13 protein-coding genes are annotated in these 15,785 nt (G+C 51.9%); 9 read left to right on the top strand and 4 right to left on the bottom strand.

What is annotated here, in order from left to right:
* Positions 1-408: 408 nt before the first annotated feature.
* Positions 409-1,884: a muropeptide MFS transporter AmpG gene (gene ampG, locus O3S68_RS11885; protein WP_020456769.1), complete on the bottom strand. Its 1,476-nt coding sequence runs from the start codon at positions 1,882-1,884 to the stop codon at positions 409-411.
* A 39-nt stretch (positions 1,885-1,923) separates the two neighbouring features.
* Positions 1,924-2,502, bottom strand: a complete 579-nt coding sequence (locus tag O3S68_RS11880) for a lipoprotein (protein WP_017458882.1) — start codon at positions 2,500-2,502, stop codon at positions 1,924-1,926.
* A gap of 298 nt (positions 2,503-2,800) precedes the next feature.
* On the opposite strand from O3S68_RS11880, the gene bolA reads away from it, so the two are divergent.
* The 9 genes from bolA (at position 2,801) to O3S68_RS11835 (ending at position 13,223) form a co-directional block, all read left to right on the top strand.
* Positions 2,801-3,118, top strand: coding sequence for a transcriptional regulator BolA (bolA, locus tag O3S68_RS11875; RefSeq protein WP_017458883.1), 318 nt, complete (start codon positions 2,801-2,803; stop codon positions 3,116-3,118).
* A 349-nt stretch (positions 3,119-3,467) separates the two neighbouring features.
* The gene (tig, locus tag O3S68_RS11870; protein ID WP_020456770.1) at positions 3,468-4,766 is read left to right on the top strand and encodes a trigger factor; all 1,299 of its coding nucleotides are present in this window, start codon (positions 3,468-3,470) and stop codon (positions 4,764-4,766) included.
* A 287-nt stretch (positions 4,767-5,053) separates the two neighbouring features.
* Positions 5,054-5,677, top strand: coding sequence for an ATP-dependent Clp endopeptidase proteolytic subunit ClpP (clpP, locus tag O3S68_RS11865; protein WP_017458886.1), 624 nt, complete (start codon positions 5,054-5,056; stop codon positions 5,675-5,677).
* A 125-nt stretch (positions 5,678-5,802) separates the two neighbouring features.
* Positions 5,803-7,077 (top strand): ATP-dependent protease ATP-binding subunit ClpX, encoded by a 1,275-nt coding sequence (gene clpX, locus O3S68_RS11860; protein ID WP_017458887.1) that lies wholly within the window; start codon positions 5,803-5,805, stop codon positions 7,075-7,077.
* 183 nt (positions 7,078-7,260) lie between these two features.
* Complete coding sequence (gene lon / locus O3S68_RS11855; protein WP_020456771.1) at positions 7,261-9,615, top strand: endopeptidase La; 2,355 nt, start codon at positions 7,261-7,263, stop codon at positions 9,613-9,615.
* Positions 9,616-9,825: 210 nt separating this feature from the next.
* Complete coding sequence (gene hupB / locus O3S68_RS11850; RefSeq protein WP_017458889.1) at positions 9,826-10,098, top strand: nucleoid-associated protein HU-beta; 273 nt, start codon at positions 9,826-9,828, stop codon at positions 10,096-10,098.
* 209 nt (positions 10,099-10,307) lie between these two features.
* Positions 10,308-12,185, top strand: coding sequence for a peptidylprolyl isomerase (gene ppiD / locus O3S68_RS11845; RefSeq protein ID WP_160271085.1), 1,878 nt, complete (start codon positions 10,308-10,310; stop codon positions 12,183-12,185).
* A gap of 151 nt (positions 12,186-12,336) precedes the next feature.
* The gene (locus O3S68_RS11840) at positions 12,337-12,720 is read left to right on the top strand and encodes a helix-hairpin-helix domain-containing protein (RefSeq protein WP_269231571.1); all 384 of its coding nucleotides are present in this window, start codon (positions 12,337-12,339) and stop codon (positions 12,718-12,720) included.
* Between the two features lie 95 nt (positions 12,721-12,815).
* Positions 12,816-13,223 carry a YbgC/FadM family acyl-CoA thioesterase gene (locus O3S68_RS11835; RefSeq protein WP_020456774.1) on the top strand — a complete coding sequence of 136 codons (408 nt, stop codon included), beginning with the start codon at positions 12,816-12,818 and terminating at the stop codon, positions 13,221-13,223.
* Positions 13,224-13,320: 97 nt separating this feature from the next.
* Here O3S68_RS11835 and queC read toward each other — a convergent pair whose 3' ends face one another.
* Positions 13,321-14,016, bottom strand: a complete 696-nt coding sequence (queC, locus tag O3S68_RS11830; protein ID WP_269231570.1) for a 7-cyano-7-deazaguanine synthase QueC — start codon at positions 14,014-14,016, stop codon at positions 13,321-13,323.
* 66 nt (positions 14,017-14,082) lie between these two features.
* The gene (locus tag O3S68_RS11825) at positions 14,083-15,780 is read right to left on the bottom strand and encodes an SgrR family transcriptional regulator (protein ID WP_269231569.1); all 1,698 of its coding nucleotides are present in this window, start codon (positions 15,778-15,780) and stop codon (positions 14,083-14,085) included.
* Between the last annotated feature and the right edge of the window lie 5 nt (positions 15,781-15,785).

Below are 15,785 nucleotides of genomic sequence, written 5' to 3'. Positions count from 1 at the left end.
AATTGGTATAACCAATCAGTTAAATATACATTTATTTAACAAATATCCAGCAAATATCGAACATTATTGGAACGAACTTGAAACCCAACAATTAATAACCGTGCTGAATCGTTAAAGAGTAGCCTTTAATTTATAAGGCACAAAACAATTAAGATTTTTTTATTTGCTCAATTTGAATTAGGCGATTTGCTAAAAAGATGTGGTGTTTATTTATTGAACATAATAATAACTGAGGTGAATTGTTTTAGGCCGTTTTTATTTTTTGGTGGCCTGATTTTAATAGGAAAATAGCCAGTAAATATATTCTTAAGCGATTTTATTTGCCATTTTACTGTTTTTTAACATTCTGAGGCTTTGACGCCAAAAAAAGCGCCCGCAGGCGCTTTTTTATCACGTCGTTTTAACAGGTTATAGCAACTCTGTTTTACGTAGCGCCAGCAGATCCAACACACCGCCAAACACAATGCCGATAAACGCTAACAGTGCGCCCCATTCCAGCAGCGTGGTGCCGAAAGACCAGTCGGTAAACCCTGTGGCGTTGATCATTAACACCAGCAGCCAGCATCCTAACAGTACGCAACCGGCGCTCAGTATGCGCAGCGCCAGCCGGTAGGCCGTAGCGTATTCCGTTCTGCAGAGAAAACTTTCACTCTGTTGCGTAAATGCCAGTGTTTTTTTGCACAGCATCAGCAATAACAGACCGGGAAGCGCGGCCACAATCGAAAAGAGATAGAACGTCGACCAGCTGTAACTTTCAACAAACCAGCCAGCCAGCGGGCCGACATAGACGCGTCCAACCGCCGATAGCGCCGAGAGCAGAGCAAACTGCGTTGCGGAGAAGGATTTGTTGCAGAGCGTCATTAATAGCGCAACAAACGCCGCAGTCCCCATGCCGCCACACAAGTTTTCTAAAAAGACGGCTGAACCCATCGTAAAAATGCTTTTCGCCGTTATCGAAAGCAGCCAGTAACCGGCATTCGAAATGGCCTGCAGTACGCCGAAAATTAACAGCGCACGGAACAGGGATAACCGCTGCATCAGTACGCCGCCAAACAACGCGCCGATAATCGTGGCGATAAGCCCCAGCGTTTTGTTCACCACTCCCACTTCTCCGGCGTCAAAACCAACGCCGCGGATGAGAAATGTTGTTGTCAGACTCATGGCGAACGCATCGCCCAGTTTATACAGCACTATTAATAGAAGAATAAGCCAGGCGTTGTTACGCCCAAAGAAATCACGCAGCGGTTCAACAACGGCGCGTTCCAGCGTTTTCGGCACCGGAATCACATCCTCTGGCTCCGGTGCGAGCAGGGTGGCGATAATGCACGGGACCAGTAGCACGGCCATCAACCAGTACATTCCCTGCCAGCCGAGCCAGCGATCCGCCAGCCATAAAGCCAGTCCTCCGGAAACCAACATTCCGAGTCGGTAGCCCAGCACGCTTATTGCCGCACCTGCGCCTCGCTCTTCAAGCGGCAGTACATCCGTTTTCCAGGCGTCGAATACAATATCCTGAGACGCAGAGCAGAAAGCGATAAGCACAGCCAGCGCCGCCATCCAGCGCAGATGGTTGGCCGGATCGAGGAAACCCATTGCGGCAATCGACACCAGCAGCAGAATTTGCGTGAGGAGCAGCCAGCCGCGACGACGCCCGAGTAAAGGCGGCGTGTAGCGATCCATCAGCGGCGACCACAAAAACTTAAACACGTAAGCCTGGCCGACCAGAGAGAAGAAACCGATGGTTTTTAAATCGATGTTTTCAACGGTCATCCACGCCTGGAGCGTGCCGCTGGTCAGGGCGAGAGGCAAACCGGAAGCAAAACCCAGAATCAGCAGGATGGCTGATTTCGGTTGGGTGAAGATACGTAAGTAGTGACTGGACATGAGTTAAAAACTGGCCCGGAAAACCGGGCCAGAAAAAGATTAACGAGCGTTTTGCTTGATGAAGTCGTGAATGCTGGTGTCCTGAGACATATCAGCGATGGTGTCAGTCAACACGCTGTTAACCGCACCGGCAATCTTGTCGTTGGTAGCCTGGAATGCGCCTTCGACGTTATAGCTTGCGCGGTAGTTTTTGGTCATCTTGTTGCCGTTCGCAGCAGTCGCGATGATTGCGATATCCGCTTTGGTCGCGATGTTGTAGCGGACGTTGCCCTGAGAGACATCCGCATACAGCTGGTTAACAATAATCTGCAGGTTTACCGCGCCGTTCGGCCCGATCATATAACCGCGCGCGGTCATCTGTTTTTCCAGCACTTCTTGCAGCAGGAAACGCAGATCGCGGGAGGCTGTCAGGGTAACCAGCTGGTTATCGCGTGTCACTTTGGCCAGCGCTTGATCCGGGCGCTGATCGGCACCGTTGATGCTCACGGTGACACCCATCAGGCTTGGATCCTGCTGCGGCAGAGTAATTTTTGGGGTGACATCAAGTGTTGTCGGCGGGGTTGCGCACCCGGCCAGCATAAATAAAGCGACCAACGGGAAGAGTAGTTTTTTAAACATGTTCAGGCTCTCAAGGATCTAAGCTTCTGGGGGAAAATTCTCGCCATCATAACATTGCCGCTGTTAAGAGGAAGTCCTCAATGCATGGAAATTCATCGTCTTGTGCTTTTTTTGCCGTCAAAAACCGTTTTATGGGTGATGCCACGCAAAAAAAGCTGCTTTCAGTAGAGTTCATCCCCTTGAGCGGGAAAATAGGACGAACGCTAATTTTTTGTTGTTTTATTGTTATAGAGACGGTAAAAGCGGCTAACATTTAAAGAGATGGCTGGCATCTCAGCGTTGTCGGAGGTGTAATATCATGATGATGCGTGAACAAATAGAAGCAAAGCTGAAGGCGGCGTTTGAGCCCCTCATTCTCGAGGTTGTTGACGAGAGCTATCGTCACAATGTCCCCGCAGGTTCTGAAAGTCACTTCAAAGTTGTACTGGTGAGCGACCGTTTTACCGGAGAGCGTTTTCTTAACCGTCATCGCATGATTTACGGCACGTTGGCAGATGAACTGTCTACGACGATTCATGCACTGGCTCTGCATACTTACACGCTTAAGGAGTGGGAAGGTTTGCAGGATACCCTGCTGACCTCGCCAGCCTGTCGCGGTGCCGGAAGCATCGCGTAGAAAACCTGGTTGCAACAGCCCAAACTTTTCCAGTATGTTGCATGCAGATTATGTAAAAACGGCCTACGGGCCGTTTTGTTTTGTCTGAATTTTGAGCGAGAAACGCCCTTTTTTGAGCGAAATTGCTTCAGAAGTGTGAAAAATGACGCACCATTGCGACATTCCCGTTCTCGACTCATATCTGTGATGCCGCTATAATGCTGCGTCTTATTTTTCGGAATGTCTTCGGGATGATTCTGACGACAGGGAATGTATATCTGATTTGAGAGAACATCCCGGTTCTGCAAGCGAAACGGTTTGCTTCGCAGAGTAGAGTTGACCGAGCACTGTGATTTTTTGAGGTAACAAGATGCAAGTTTCAGTTGAAACCACTCAGGGCCTTGGGCGCCGTGTAACGATTACAATCGCTGCTGACAGCATCGAGACCGCTGTGAAGAGCGAGCTGGTCAACGTAGCGAAGAAAGTGCGTATTGACGGCTTCCGTAAGGGTAAAGTACCGATGACCGTTGTTGCTCAGCGTTATGGCGCGTCTGTTCGCCAGGACGTTCTGGGCGATCTGATGAGCCGCAACTTTATCGATGCGATCATTCAGGAAAAAATCAACCCAGCTGGTGCGCCGAACTATGTTCCGGGCGAATACAAACTGGGCGAAGACTTCACCTACTCTGTAGAGTTCGAAGTGTACCCGGAAGTTGAGCTGAAAGCGCTGGATACCATCGAAGTTGAAAAACCGGTTGTTGAAGTGACCGATGCTGACGTGGACACCATGCTGGAAACGCTGCGCAAGCAGCAGGCGACCTGGAAAGACAAAGACGGCGCTGCTGACGCTGAAGATCGCGTGACCGTTGATTTCACTGGTTCCGTTGATGGCGAAGAATTCGAAGGCGGCAAAGCCACTGATTTCGTACTGGCAATGGGCCAGGGTCGTATGATCCCGGGTTTCGAAGACGGTATTAAAGGCCACAAAGCGGGCGAAGAGTTCACCATCGACGTGACCTTCCCGGAAGAGTACCACGCAGAAAACCTGAAAGGTAAAGCGGCGAAATTCGTCATTAACCTGAAGAAAGTTGAAGAGCGTGAACTGCCGGAACTGACCGAAGAGTTCATCAAACGCTTTGGCGTGGAAGATGGCTCCGTTGCGGGTCTGCGCGCTGAAGTACGCAAAAACATGGAGCGTGAGCTGAAAGGCGCGGTGCGTAACCGTGTTAAATCTCAGGCGATTGAAGGCCTGGTGAAAGCGAACGAAATCGACGTTCCGGCCGCACTGATTGACAGCGAAATCGACGTTCTGCGCCGTCAGGCTGCACAGCGTTTCGGTGGCAACGAGAAACAAGCCCTGGAACTGCCGCGCGAGCTGTTCGAAGAGCAGGCAAAACGTCGTGTTGTGGTTGGTCTGCTGCTGGGCGAAGTTATTCGTACCCACGAGCTGAAAGCTGACGAAGAGCGCGTTAAAGGCCTGATTGAAGAGATGGCTTCTGCATATGAAGATCCGAAAGAAGTGATCGAATTCTACAGCAAAAATAAAGAGCTGATGGAAAACATGCGTAACGTTGCGCTGGAAGAACAAGCGGTTGAAGCGGTTCTGGAAAAAGCGAAAGTGACTGAAAAAGCCACTTCCTTTAACGAACTGATGAACCAACAGGCTTAATCGACTTCTGCGATAGCTAAAAGCAATAAGCCCGTCACCTGCTTGCTGGTGACGGGCTTTTTTTATCGCATCAGGACTATCAGATCTGTGCTAAAAGGGCGTTTCAGTGTTAGCGTAACAGCAAAAGATTGTTATGCTTGAAATCAGGTAATGTCATCCCCACTAAGGGAATAGCGACAGAAAAGACTCTGGCTGATAATCCGTCCGTGAGGCGTCGTAGTCAGACCCCACTCACTCAAGTACAATCAGTACAGCAGGTTTGTTAATTTTTTATCCAGGAGACGGAAATGTCATACAGCGGCGAACGAGACAACTTTGCACCCCATATGGCCCTGGTGCCAATGGTTATTGAACAGACCTCACGCGGTGAGCGCTCTTTCGATATCTACTCCCGTCTTCTCAAGGAACGCGTAATTTTTCTGACCGGTCAGGTTGAAGACCACATGGCGAACCTGATTGTGGCACAAATGCTGTTTCTGGAAGCGGAAAACCCGGAAAAGGACATTTACCTGTACATTAACTCGCCTGGCGGGGTAATTACCGCAGGGATGTCAATTTATGACACCATGCAATTTATTAAGCCGGACGTCAGCACAATTTGTATGGGCCAGGCTGCGTCAATGGGCGCATTCCTGCTGACGGCGGGTGCGAAGGGCAAGCGTTTCTGCCTGCCAAACTCACGTGTGATGATTCACCAGCCGCTGGGCGGCTATCAGGGCCAGGCGACGGATATTGAAATCCACGCGCGTGAGATTCTGAAAGTGAAAGGGCGCATGAATGAACTTATGGCGCATCATACGGGTCAATCTTTAGAACAAATTGAACGCGATACAGAACGTGACCGCTTCCTTGCCGCGCAAGAGGCGGTTGAATACGGGCTGGTTGATTCAATTTTAACCCATCGTAACTAAGCTCAGGCTGCAGGTGCCGCTATACTAATGAGTACAAGCGGCACACGCTTGAGTAACGTTTTGCGCCTGGAATGGCATATGCGTCGTCATGTGCGGCACAAAGAACAGATAAGAGGTTTTGACTCATGACAGATAAACGCAAAGATGGTTCGGGCAAACTGTTGTACTGCTCTTTTTGCGGCAAAAGCCAGCATGAAGTGCGTAAGCTGATCGCCGGGCCATCCGTGTATATCTGCGACGAATGTGTGGATCTGTGTAACGACATTATTCGCGAAGAGATTAAAGAGGTTGCGCCGCATCGCGAGCGCAGCGCGCTGCCGACCCCGCATGAAATTCGCCACCATCTTGATGATTATGTCATCGGTCAGGAGCAGGCGAAAAAAGTGCTGGCGGTCGCGGTATATAACCACTACAAACGTCTGCGCAATGGCGACACCAGCAACGGCGTTGAACTGGGTAAAAGTAACATCCTGCTTATCGGGCCGACGGGTTCCGGTAAAACGCTGTTGGCGGAAACGCTCGCGCGTCTGTTGGATGTCCCGTTCACCATGGCCGATGCTACGACGTTAACCGAAGCAGGTTACGTGGGTGAAGACGTAGAAAACATCATTCAGAAACTGTTGCAGAAGTGCGACTACGACGTGCAGAAAGCGCAGCGTGGGATTGTCTACATCGATGAAATCGACAAGATCTCCCGTAAGTCTGATAACCCGTCGATTACTCGTGATGTCTCCGGCGAAGGTGTACAGCAGGCGCTGCTGAAGCTGATCGAAGGCACCGTGGCTGCGGTTCCGCCGCAGGGTGGACGTAAGCATCCGCAGCAGGAGTTTTTGCAGGTTGATACCTCTAAGATCCTGTTTATCTGTGGCGGTGCGTTCGCAGGCCTGGATAAAGTGATTTCTCACCGTGTTGAAACCGGCTCCGGCATTGGTTTTGGCGCAACGGTGAAAGGAAAATCTGAAAAAGCCAACGAAGGGGAACTGCTGGCGCAGGTTGAACCGGAAGATTTGATTAAATTCGGTCTGATCCCTGAATTCATCGGCCGTCTGCCAGTTGTTGCCACGCTGAGTGAATTGAGTGAAGAAGCGCTGATTCAGATCCTGAAAGAGCCTAAAAATGCCCTGACTAAGCAGTATCAGGCGCTGTTCAACCTGGAAGGCGTGGATCTCGAATTCCGCGACGAAGCGCTCGACGCTATCGCGAAGAAAGCAATGGTGCGCAAAACCGGCGCTCGTGGGCTGCGTTCTATCGTTGAAGCCGCGCTGCTGGACACCATGTATGATCTGCCATCACTTGAAGATGTCGAGAAAGTGGTGATTGATGAGTCGGTCATCGCGGGTCAAACCAAACCCTTGCTGATTTATGGCAAACCGGAAGCGCAGCAGGCGTCTGGCGAATAATTAGCCAAATCTTACAATCAGTTAATCGAAAAGGGGGGATTTTATCTCCCCTTTTATTTTTCCGTAAACACAGCGTTGAATGTGTGGGAAACATCCCCATATACTGCTTTACATGTTAATGGTGCGTGTTGCACAGTCACGTCACCTGATTACCTGGCGGACTTTAAACTAAGAGAGAGCTCTATGAATCCTGAGCGTTCTGAACGCATTGAAATCCCCGTATTGCCGTTGCGCGATGTGGTGGTTTATCCGCACATGGTCATTCCGTTATTTGTGGGACGGGAAAAATCTATCCGTTGTCTGGAAGCGGCCATGGACCATGATAAAAAAATCATGCTGGTTGCACAGAAGGAAGCCTCAACGGATGAGCCGGGTGTAAACGATCTATTCACCGTCGGGACCGTGGCGTCTATTTTGCAAATGTTGAAACTGCCCGATGGCACGGTAAAAGTGCTGGTCGAGGGGCTTCAGCGCGCGCGCATTACCACGCTTGCTGACGATGGTGAGCATTTCTCAGCGAAAGCAGAATACCTTGACTCGCCGGCTATCGATGAGCGCGAGCAGGAAGTGCTGGTGCGCACTGCGATCAGCCAGTTTGAAGGCTATATCAAGCTCAACAAAAAAATCCCGCCAGAAGTGCTGACGTCGCTCAATAGCATCGACGATCCTGCGCGTCTGGCTGACACCATCGCTGCACACATGCCGCTGAAGCTGGCGGATAAGCAGTCCGTGCTGGAGATGTCCGACGTCAACGAACGTCTGGAATATCTGATGGCGATGATGGAGTCTGAAATCGATCTGCTGCAGGTTGAGAAACGCATCCGCAATCGCGTGAAAAAGCAGATGGAGAAATCCCAGCGTGAGTACTATCTGAATGAACAGATGAAAGCCATTCAGAAAGAGCTGGGCGAAATGGATGACGCGCCGGACGAAAACGAAGCGCTGAAGCGTAAAATCGACGCTTCGAAAATGCCGAAAGAGGCAAAAGAAAAAGCCGAATCGGAGCTGCAAAAGCTGAAAATGATGTCGCCGATGTCTGCGGAAGCAACCGTGGTGCGCGGCTATATCGAATGGATGGTGCAGGTACCGTGGAACGCGCGTAGCAAGGTCAAAAAAGATCTGCGCCAGGCGCAGGAAATCCTTGATACCGACCATTACGGCCTCGAACGTGTCAAAGATCGCATCCTTGAATATCTTGCGGTTCAGAGCCGTATGAACAAACTGAAAGGGCCGATTCTGTGCCTGGTTGGACCGCCGGGGGTAGGTAAAACCTCTCTGGGTCAGTCGATAGCGAAGGCTACCGGGCGCAAATACATCCGTATGGCGCTGGGCGGCGTACGTGATGAAGCAGAAATCCGCGGTCACCGCCGTACTTACATCGGTTCTATGCCGGGTAAATTGATTCAGAAGATGGCGAAAGTGGGCGTGAAAAACCCGCTGTTCCTGCTCGATGAGATCGACAAAATGTCGTCCGATATGCGCGGCGATCCGGCTTCAGCGCTACTGGAAGTGCTGGATCCGGAACAGAACGTGGCATTTAGCGATCACTATCTGGAAGTGGACTACGATCTCAGCGACGTTATGTTCGTTGCGACCTCCAACTCTATGAATATTCCGGCGCCGCTGCTGGACCGTATGGAAGTGATCCGTCTTTCTGGTTACACCGAAGACGAAAAACTGAACATTGCCAAACGTCACCTGTTGACCAAACAGATTGAGCGTAACGCACTGAAACCGGGTGAGTTGACCGTTGATGACAGCGCGATCATTGGCATTATCCGTTACTACACCCGCGAAGCGGGTGTGCGTGGTCTGGAACGCGAAATTTCGAAACTGTGCCGGAAAGCGGTGAAACAGCTGCTGCTGGATCCGTCTCTGAAGCATATCGAAATCAACGGTGAAAACCTGCATGACTACCTTGGTGTGCAGCGCTTTGATTACGGTCGAGCGGACGATGAAAACCGTGTGGGTCAGGTCACCGGCCTGGCCTGGACGGAAGTGGGCGGCGACTTGCTGACTATTGAAACCGCCTGTGTCCCAGGCAAAGGTAAGCTGACTTATACCGGTTCTCTGGGTGAAGTGATGCAGGAGTCTATCCAGGCGGCGCTGACGGTTGTGCGTGCCCGCGCGGAAAAACTCGGTATCAACGGCGATTTCTATGAAAAACGTGATATTCACGTTCACGTGCCGGAAGGTGCGACGCCAAAAGATGGCCCGAGCGCAGGTATTGCGATGTGCACCGCGCTGGTTTCTTGTCTGACCGGTAATCCGGTTCGTGCAGACGTGGCGATGACAGGGGAAATCACCCTGCGTGGACAGGTTCTGCCGATTGGCGGACTGAAGGAAAAACTGCTGGCGGCGCATCGTGGGGGCATTAAGACTGTTCTGATTCCTTACGAAAACAAGCGCGATCTGGAAGAGATCCCGGACAACGTTGTAGCCGATCTGGATATCCATCCGGTCAAGCGTATTGAAGAAGTTCTCGCCCTCGCGCTGCAGAATGAACCCTTTGGTATGCAAGTCGTAACGGCAAAATAGTGACCTTGCGCAAAGTGCGTTAATAAAAACAAGGCTGGTGAGTGATTTCGGACTTGCCAGCCTTTTTTTGTATAGCTAATTTAGATTGCTGGTTGGGTGTGTCATCATCAACTGGTGTTGTAAGGGCATGACAGGCCTGATATAACTGCTGCGCGGTCGCGCTGTGAAGGATTCAGGTGCGATATAAATTATAAAGAGAGGAAGAGTAGAGTGAATAAATCTCAACTGGTAGACAAGATTGCCGCAGATGCTGACATCTCTAAAGCTGCGGCTGGACGTGTGTTAGATGCTTTTATTGCTGCCGTTACTGATTCTTTGAAATCCGGGGACGACGTAGCGCTGGTAGGTTTTGGCTCTTTTGTTGTTAAAGAGCGTGCTGCCCGTACAGGCCGCAACCCTCAGACCGGCAAAGAAATCACCATTGCTGCGGCTAAAGTTCCTGGTTTCCGCGCAGGCAAAGCACTGAAAGACGCAGTAAACTGATCGCCTTCCCCTTGAAGGGATAGCGACAAACTACAAGGGCGCATCGCGAGATGTGCCTTTTTTATTTGTGCAAACGCACTTTCTGCGAGTTAATACGCGATGCGGGCTAACAATTGCCCCGTTTTCTTGTCAAAATACGCGTTTACACGCAGCGGGCAACTTGAGCTGCCTGAGATCTACAGTCACCTACAGCGGAGTGTTGTTACACCATGATGGACAATTTACGCGCGGCGGCAAATCACGTCGTGCTCAAGATCATTCTGGGTTTGATTATCGTGTCATTCATTTTGACTGGCGTAGGTAACTACCTGATTGGCGGTAACAATAATTACGCCGCAAAAGTAAATGGTCAGGAAATCGGCCGTTCACAGTTTGAAAATGCGGTGAATAGCGAGCGCAACCGCATGGCGCAACAGCTGGGCGATCAGTTCTCGGAGCTGGCGGCCAACGAAAACTACATGAAATCTGTGCGCCAGCAAGTGCTTAACCGCTTAATTGATGAAGCGCTGCTGGACCAGTACGCAAAAAGCCTGGGTCTTGGCATTAGCGATGATCAGGTGAAAAAAGCGATTTTCGCTACTCAGGCATTTCAGGCTAACGGTAAATTTGATAACAATCGCTTCAGCGCCATCGTAAACCAGATGGGGATGAGCACCGATCAATATGCTCAGGCGCTGCGCAACCAGTTAACCTCGCAGCAGCTGGTTAACGCCGTTGCCGGTACTGATTTCATGCTCAAAGGTGAGACTGACGAGCTGGCTGCACTGGTCGCTCAACAGCGTGTTGTGCGTCAGGCAGTGATTGATGTCAACGCGCTGGCGGCGAAGCAGACCGCAAGCGATGAAGAAGTTGCCAGTTATTACGATCAGAACAAGAGCCGCTTTGTTTCGCCGGAGCAATTCCGCGTAAGCTATATCAAGCTGGATGCTGCATCGATGCAGGAAAACGTCACCGACGAGCAAATCCAGGCCTATTACGATCAGCATCAGGATCAGTTCACGCAGCCGCAGCGTAATCGCTACAGCATTATCCAGACCAAAACGGAAGATGAAGCGAAAGCGGTGCTGGATGAGCTGAAAAAAGGCGCGGACTTTGCGGCTCTGGCAAAAACGAAATCTGCGGACATTATCTCTGCGCGTAACGGCGGTGATATGGGCTGGCTTGAAGACGCCACCACGCCGGAAGAGCTTAAAAACGCCGGTTTGAAAGAGAAAGGCCAGCTGTCTGGCGTCATTAAATCTTCTGTGGGTTACCTGGTTGCACGTCTGGATGATATCCAGCCTGCGCAGGTGAAACCGCTGAATGATGTGCGTGATGAACTGGCAGCAAAAGTGAAGCAGGAAAAAGCGCTGGATGCATGGTACGCGCTGCAGCAGAAAGTGAGCGAAGCGGCGAGCAACGATAACGAATCGCTGGCAGGTGCGGAGCAGGCTGCTGGTGCTAAAGCAGTACAGACCGGCTGGTTCGGTCGCGATAACCTGCCGGAAGAGCTGAATTTCAAACCAGTAAGCGATGCCATTTTCAATGGTGGTCTGGTAGGGCAGAACGGCACGCCGGGCAGCAACTCCGACATCATCACCGTTGATGGTGACCGCGCATTTGTGCTGCGTATCTCCGATCACAAAGCCGAAGCGATCAAGCCACTGGACGAGGTAAAAACTCAGGTCAGCGATATCGTGAAGCACAACAAAGCGGAGCAACAAGCAAAACTCGATGCGGATAAACTGCTGGGTGAGCTGAAAGCCGGTAAAGGTGATGATGCGCTGAAAGCGGCGGGGCTGAGCTTTGGTGAGGCGAAAACGCTGGCACGTACTGGCCAGGATCCGGTAAGCCAGGCGGCGTTTAATCTGCCGCTGCCAGCAAAAGATAAACCTTCCTTCGGTACTGCTAACGATCAGCAAGGCAATGTCGTTATCATGGCGCTGGACGAAGTGAAAGCAGGCACGATGCCGGATGCGCAGAAGAAAGCGATGGTGCAGGGCATCACGCAGAACAATGCGCAAATCGCTTTTGAAGCGTTGATGAGCAACTTGCGTAAAGAAGCGAAGATCAAACTGGGTGACATCGTCGCTGAGCCACAGCAATAAAAAGGCTCGATGCGTCTCGCAAAAAAAGAGTAATACTCTGCAAACCTTAAAGGCCGCTTTCGCGGCCTTTTCCATTTTGAATGTTTGTGTTTTGTCTGCGTCCTTTGTTGTGGTTATTGTTGCCTGGCGTTGAAAACAAAGGAGAAACACAATGCAACATGGAATCAAAGCACTCTTAATTTCGCTGTCCTTCGCTTGCGCGACGCTGAGCCACAGTGCGCTGGCAGCGCCTTCTGCTGCGGCTAAGCCACCCGCTGCGCAGCAAAGTAAAAGCGATACCGCCACATCAGCGCAAACCAAAGCGCAGGATGCGGCGAAAAGCGCGGATGATGAAGGTGGTACCCGGGTGAGTATCAATAGCGCAACGGCGGAAGAGCTGTCGCGGGTCATGAATGGCGTGGGTATCAAGAAAGCCCAGGCGATTGTCAGCTATCGGGAAGAGTACGGCCCGTTTAAATCTGTAGACGATCTTAAGCAGGTGCCAGGCATAGGAGGGACGCTGGTTGAGCGTAATTTGTCGAATCTGAAGCTGTAAGCCGCTTGCGTAGTCGCTAATCTTTGCCAGAATAGAGAGGTCATACCAGTATGACCTCTGTCTCTATAACTATAAACAGTGAAGGTTAAAGCGCTATGCAGACGCAAATCAAAGTTCGTGGTTTTCATCTAGATGTCTACCAACATGTGAATAATGCCCGCTATCTTGAGTTCCTTGAAGAGGCGCGCTGGGATGGGCTGGAAAACAACGAGAGCTTTAAATGGATGACTGCCAACAACATCGCTTTCGTAGTGGTCAATATCAATATCAACTATCGCCGTCCGGCCGTATTGGGCGATGTGCTTACAGTGACCAGCCATGTGCAGCAGATTAATGGCAAAAGCGGTGTACTGAGCCAGGCGGTGACATTGAACCCTGAGGGGCAAATGGTTGCTGACGCGCTGGTGACGTTCGTCTGTATCGATCTCAAAACGCAAAAAGCGCTGGCGCTGGAAGGCGAACTGAGAGAAAGGCTTGAGAAGATGATCCGCGAAGGCGATTAATTCACCCTTTTCGCGTCGTTTCGTCGTTCGGATAAAGCAATGCCGCCATCAGGCTAAAGCCCGGTGGCGAGCATACTCACCGGGCTATGTATTGTGCTTACTTCAACCCGGTTTTTTGTTTCATTGCCGCCATCACGGCGGGTTTATCCGCCAGGTAGTGCTGTAAACCGTTGGCGCGCAGGTTACAGGCTGCGCAATGCCTGCAGCCATCGCCTTTGATGCCGTTATAGCAGGTCAGTGTCTCGCTGCGTACCAGATCCAGCTTGCCCCAGTAATCAGCGAGCGCCCAGGTTTCGGCTTTATCAATCCACATCAGCGGCGTTTCGAAACGAATCTCTTTTGCCAGGCCCAGGTTAACCGCATGATTCAGCGCCTTAACAAACTCATCGCGGCAGTCGGGATAACCAGAAAAATCAGTTTCGCATACGCCGGTGATCACCGCTTCCGCCTGCACCTGATAGGCATACACGGCGGCCAGCGTCAGAAACAGAATATTACGCCCCGGTACGAAGGTGTTCGGAATGCCGGTCGCGTCGGGTTCATAATCCGGAACCGGGATGCTGTCACGCGTCAGGCTACTCACCGCCAGTTCATTCAGCAGCGTTACATCCAGCACTTTATGCGCGCGTGCGCCCAGCGTTAGCGCCAGTTCTCGTGCCACATCAATTTCTGCACGATGGCGCTGGCCGTAATCAAAGGTTACGCAATGCACTTCATCGTACTGCTGTAACGCCTGGACCAGGCAGGTTGTGGAGTCTTGTCCGCCACTAAACACAACAACGGCACGTTTCATAATTCTTCCTGACAATGACAAATAAAGCGCTATGGTAGCGCGAGCGACTGGCAGCGACCAGCTTCTTCACAGCAATGGGGCAGGGAGCCAGGCTTCGGCAAAATCAAACCAGCCGCGCGTATTTAAGTGGATCCCTTCCACGCCCGGCGGTGCACTGATACGGTACTGATAATTAAACATCGGCGTGAGAATGGCGTTGTCCATCAAGTGATAAAAAACATCCTGTAGCGCGCGGTTGCGCTGCTGTTCGTCGGGCTGGCGCTGAACCGCATCCAGTGTGGCTTGCAGATGCGCAAATTGTTGCGTACTCAGCAGGTTTGGCCACAGCGGATCGCAGCGCAACCACTGTTCCAGCGTGCATTCTGGCGCTTCGCCGATCAGCCTGTCACCCATCATCAAATCGGCGCTGGCGAGATGAGTACAACCTTCCCAGTTTTTGCCGTCATGGAAAATCACCGTCAACTCGCAGCCAAGTGTCTGCAAATGCCGCTTAAACTGTTCCGCCATGGTGTGTAACTCCACGGGTAAGTGATAAACCAGCGTAAGTCTGCCCGGTAGCGAAACCTGTTCGGCGGGCCAGTCAGGCATTTGCCAGCCGGGTAATAGCTCCTGGCTTGGCGTGATGAGATTCTCATCCAGCGGCAGCGTTTGCAGCAGCGAAGAGTGATGAATAATCTGCACCAGCCTGCGTAACTGGGCGTCATTTAACCGCGCACCCGGGCGCAGAGTAAGGTAGCAGAACCCCAGGCTGATACTGTTACTCACCGGCTGCAAGTGTTGCAACTCATCGGCCTCGCCAATGGCAATCTGTACCGGGTGCCGACAACTGGTGCCGAGATCTTGCTCAAAGAGTTGCGGGGTTATCCAGAATTCCACCGCTTTAAGCAGCGGGTGGCCCTGGTGGTAATAGTCGTGGCTTTCCAGGCGAACCAGTTCCCGGCTGAATGTCACCAGCCGAAAAGGCCCGGTGCCCAGCATCGGCTGCTGCGGGTGCGCCAGACGGCTGCCATAGCTGGCTAGCCTGTGCGCCAGCCAGTAATCCGGGTGATGCAGCTTGAAGGTCAAACACCAGGGATGCGTTATGTCGATGCGTTCGACACTGGCAAATAGCTTTTGCAGGGCGGGCAGCGTCAGCAGCTTGTGCAGTTGCGCCTGCAACTGTTCAGCCGTCACGGCGTCGCCGTTATGCCAGTGCAACGTTGAGTGCAGATGAAAACGCCAGCACAAGCCATCCGGGCTGATATCCCAGTGATGTGCCAGGTCGCCCTGCGGCTGGAAACTGCGCGTGACGAAACGCGTTAAGCCGCTAAAAATCTGCCCGGCTAAATGCTGCTCCGCACGGCCGGGGAGAAAGCCCGGTACCAGCGGATCCAGTGGGCGATAATAGGGAATACGCAGCGTCGGCGTTTCGTTTTGCCATAAGCCACCCAGAAAGGGATTGAGCAACGCGCGCAGATCGTCAGGATCGAGCTGCGCTAACGCCAGCGCGTTCTGCTGTTGCCCGGCGTTTAACGCGAACTCCAGCATTTCGCTACGCAGGGATTCAGGTGTGGCGAGAAAATGAAGCTCGCCGCGCTTGCCGCGCCCGGATTGCGACTGCCAGCTTAACCAACCTGCTTCCTGCATCTGGCGCAGCAGCGTGCGCATATGCCTCTCGCTGCAAAAACAGCGCGCCGCCAGTTCACCAATGCTGACGGATTGCGCCTCACCGGCGGATGCCTGCCACAGACGCTGGTATTGATTAAGCCGATTAAGTTGTCGCATAAACC

This window comes from Kosakonia sp. SOY2, from assembly GCF_027109175.1.
Lineage (GTDB): Bacteria > Pseudomonadota > Gammaproteobacteria > Enterobacterales > Enterobacteriaceae > Kosakonia.
Note: the sequence above shows the minus strand (reverse complement) of the source record. Positions and strands in the feature narration are given on the sequence as shown.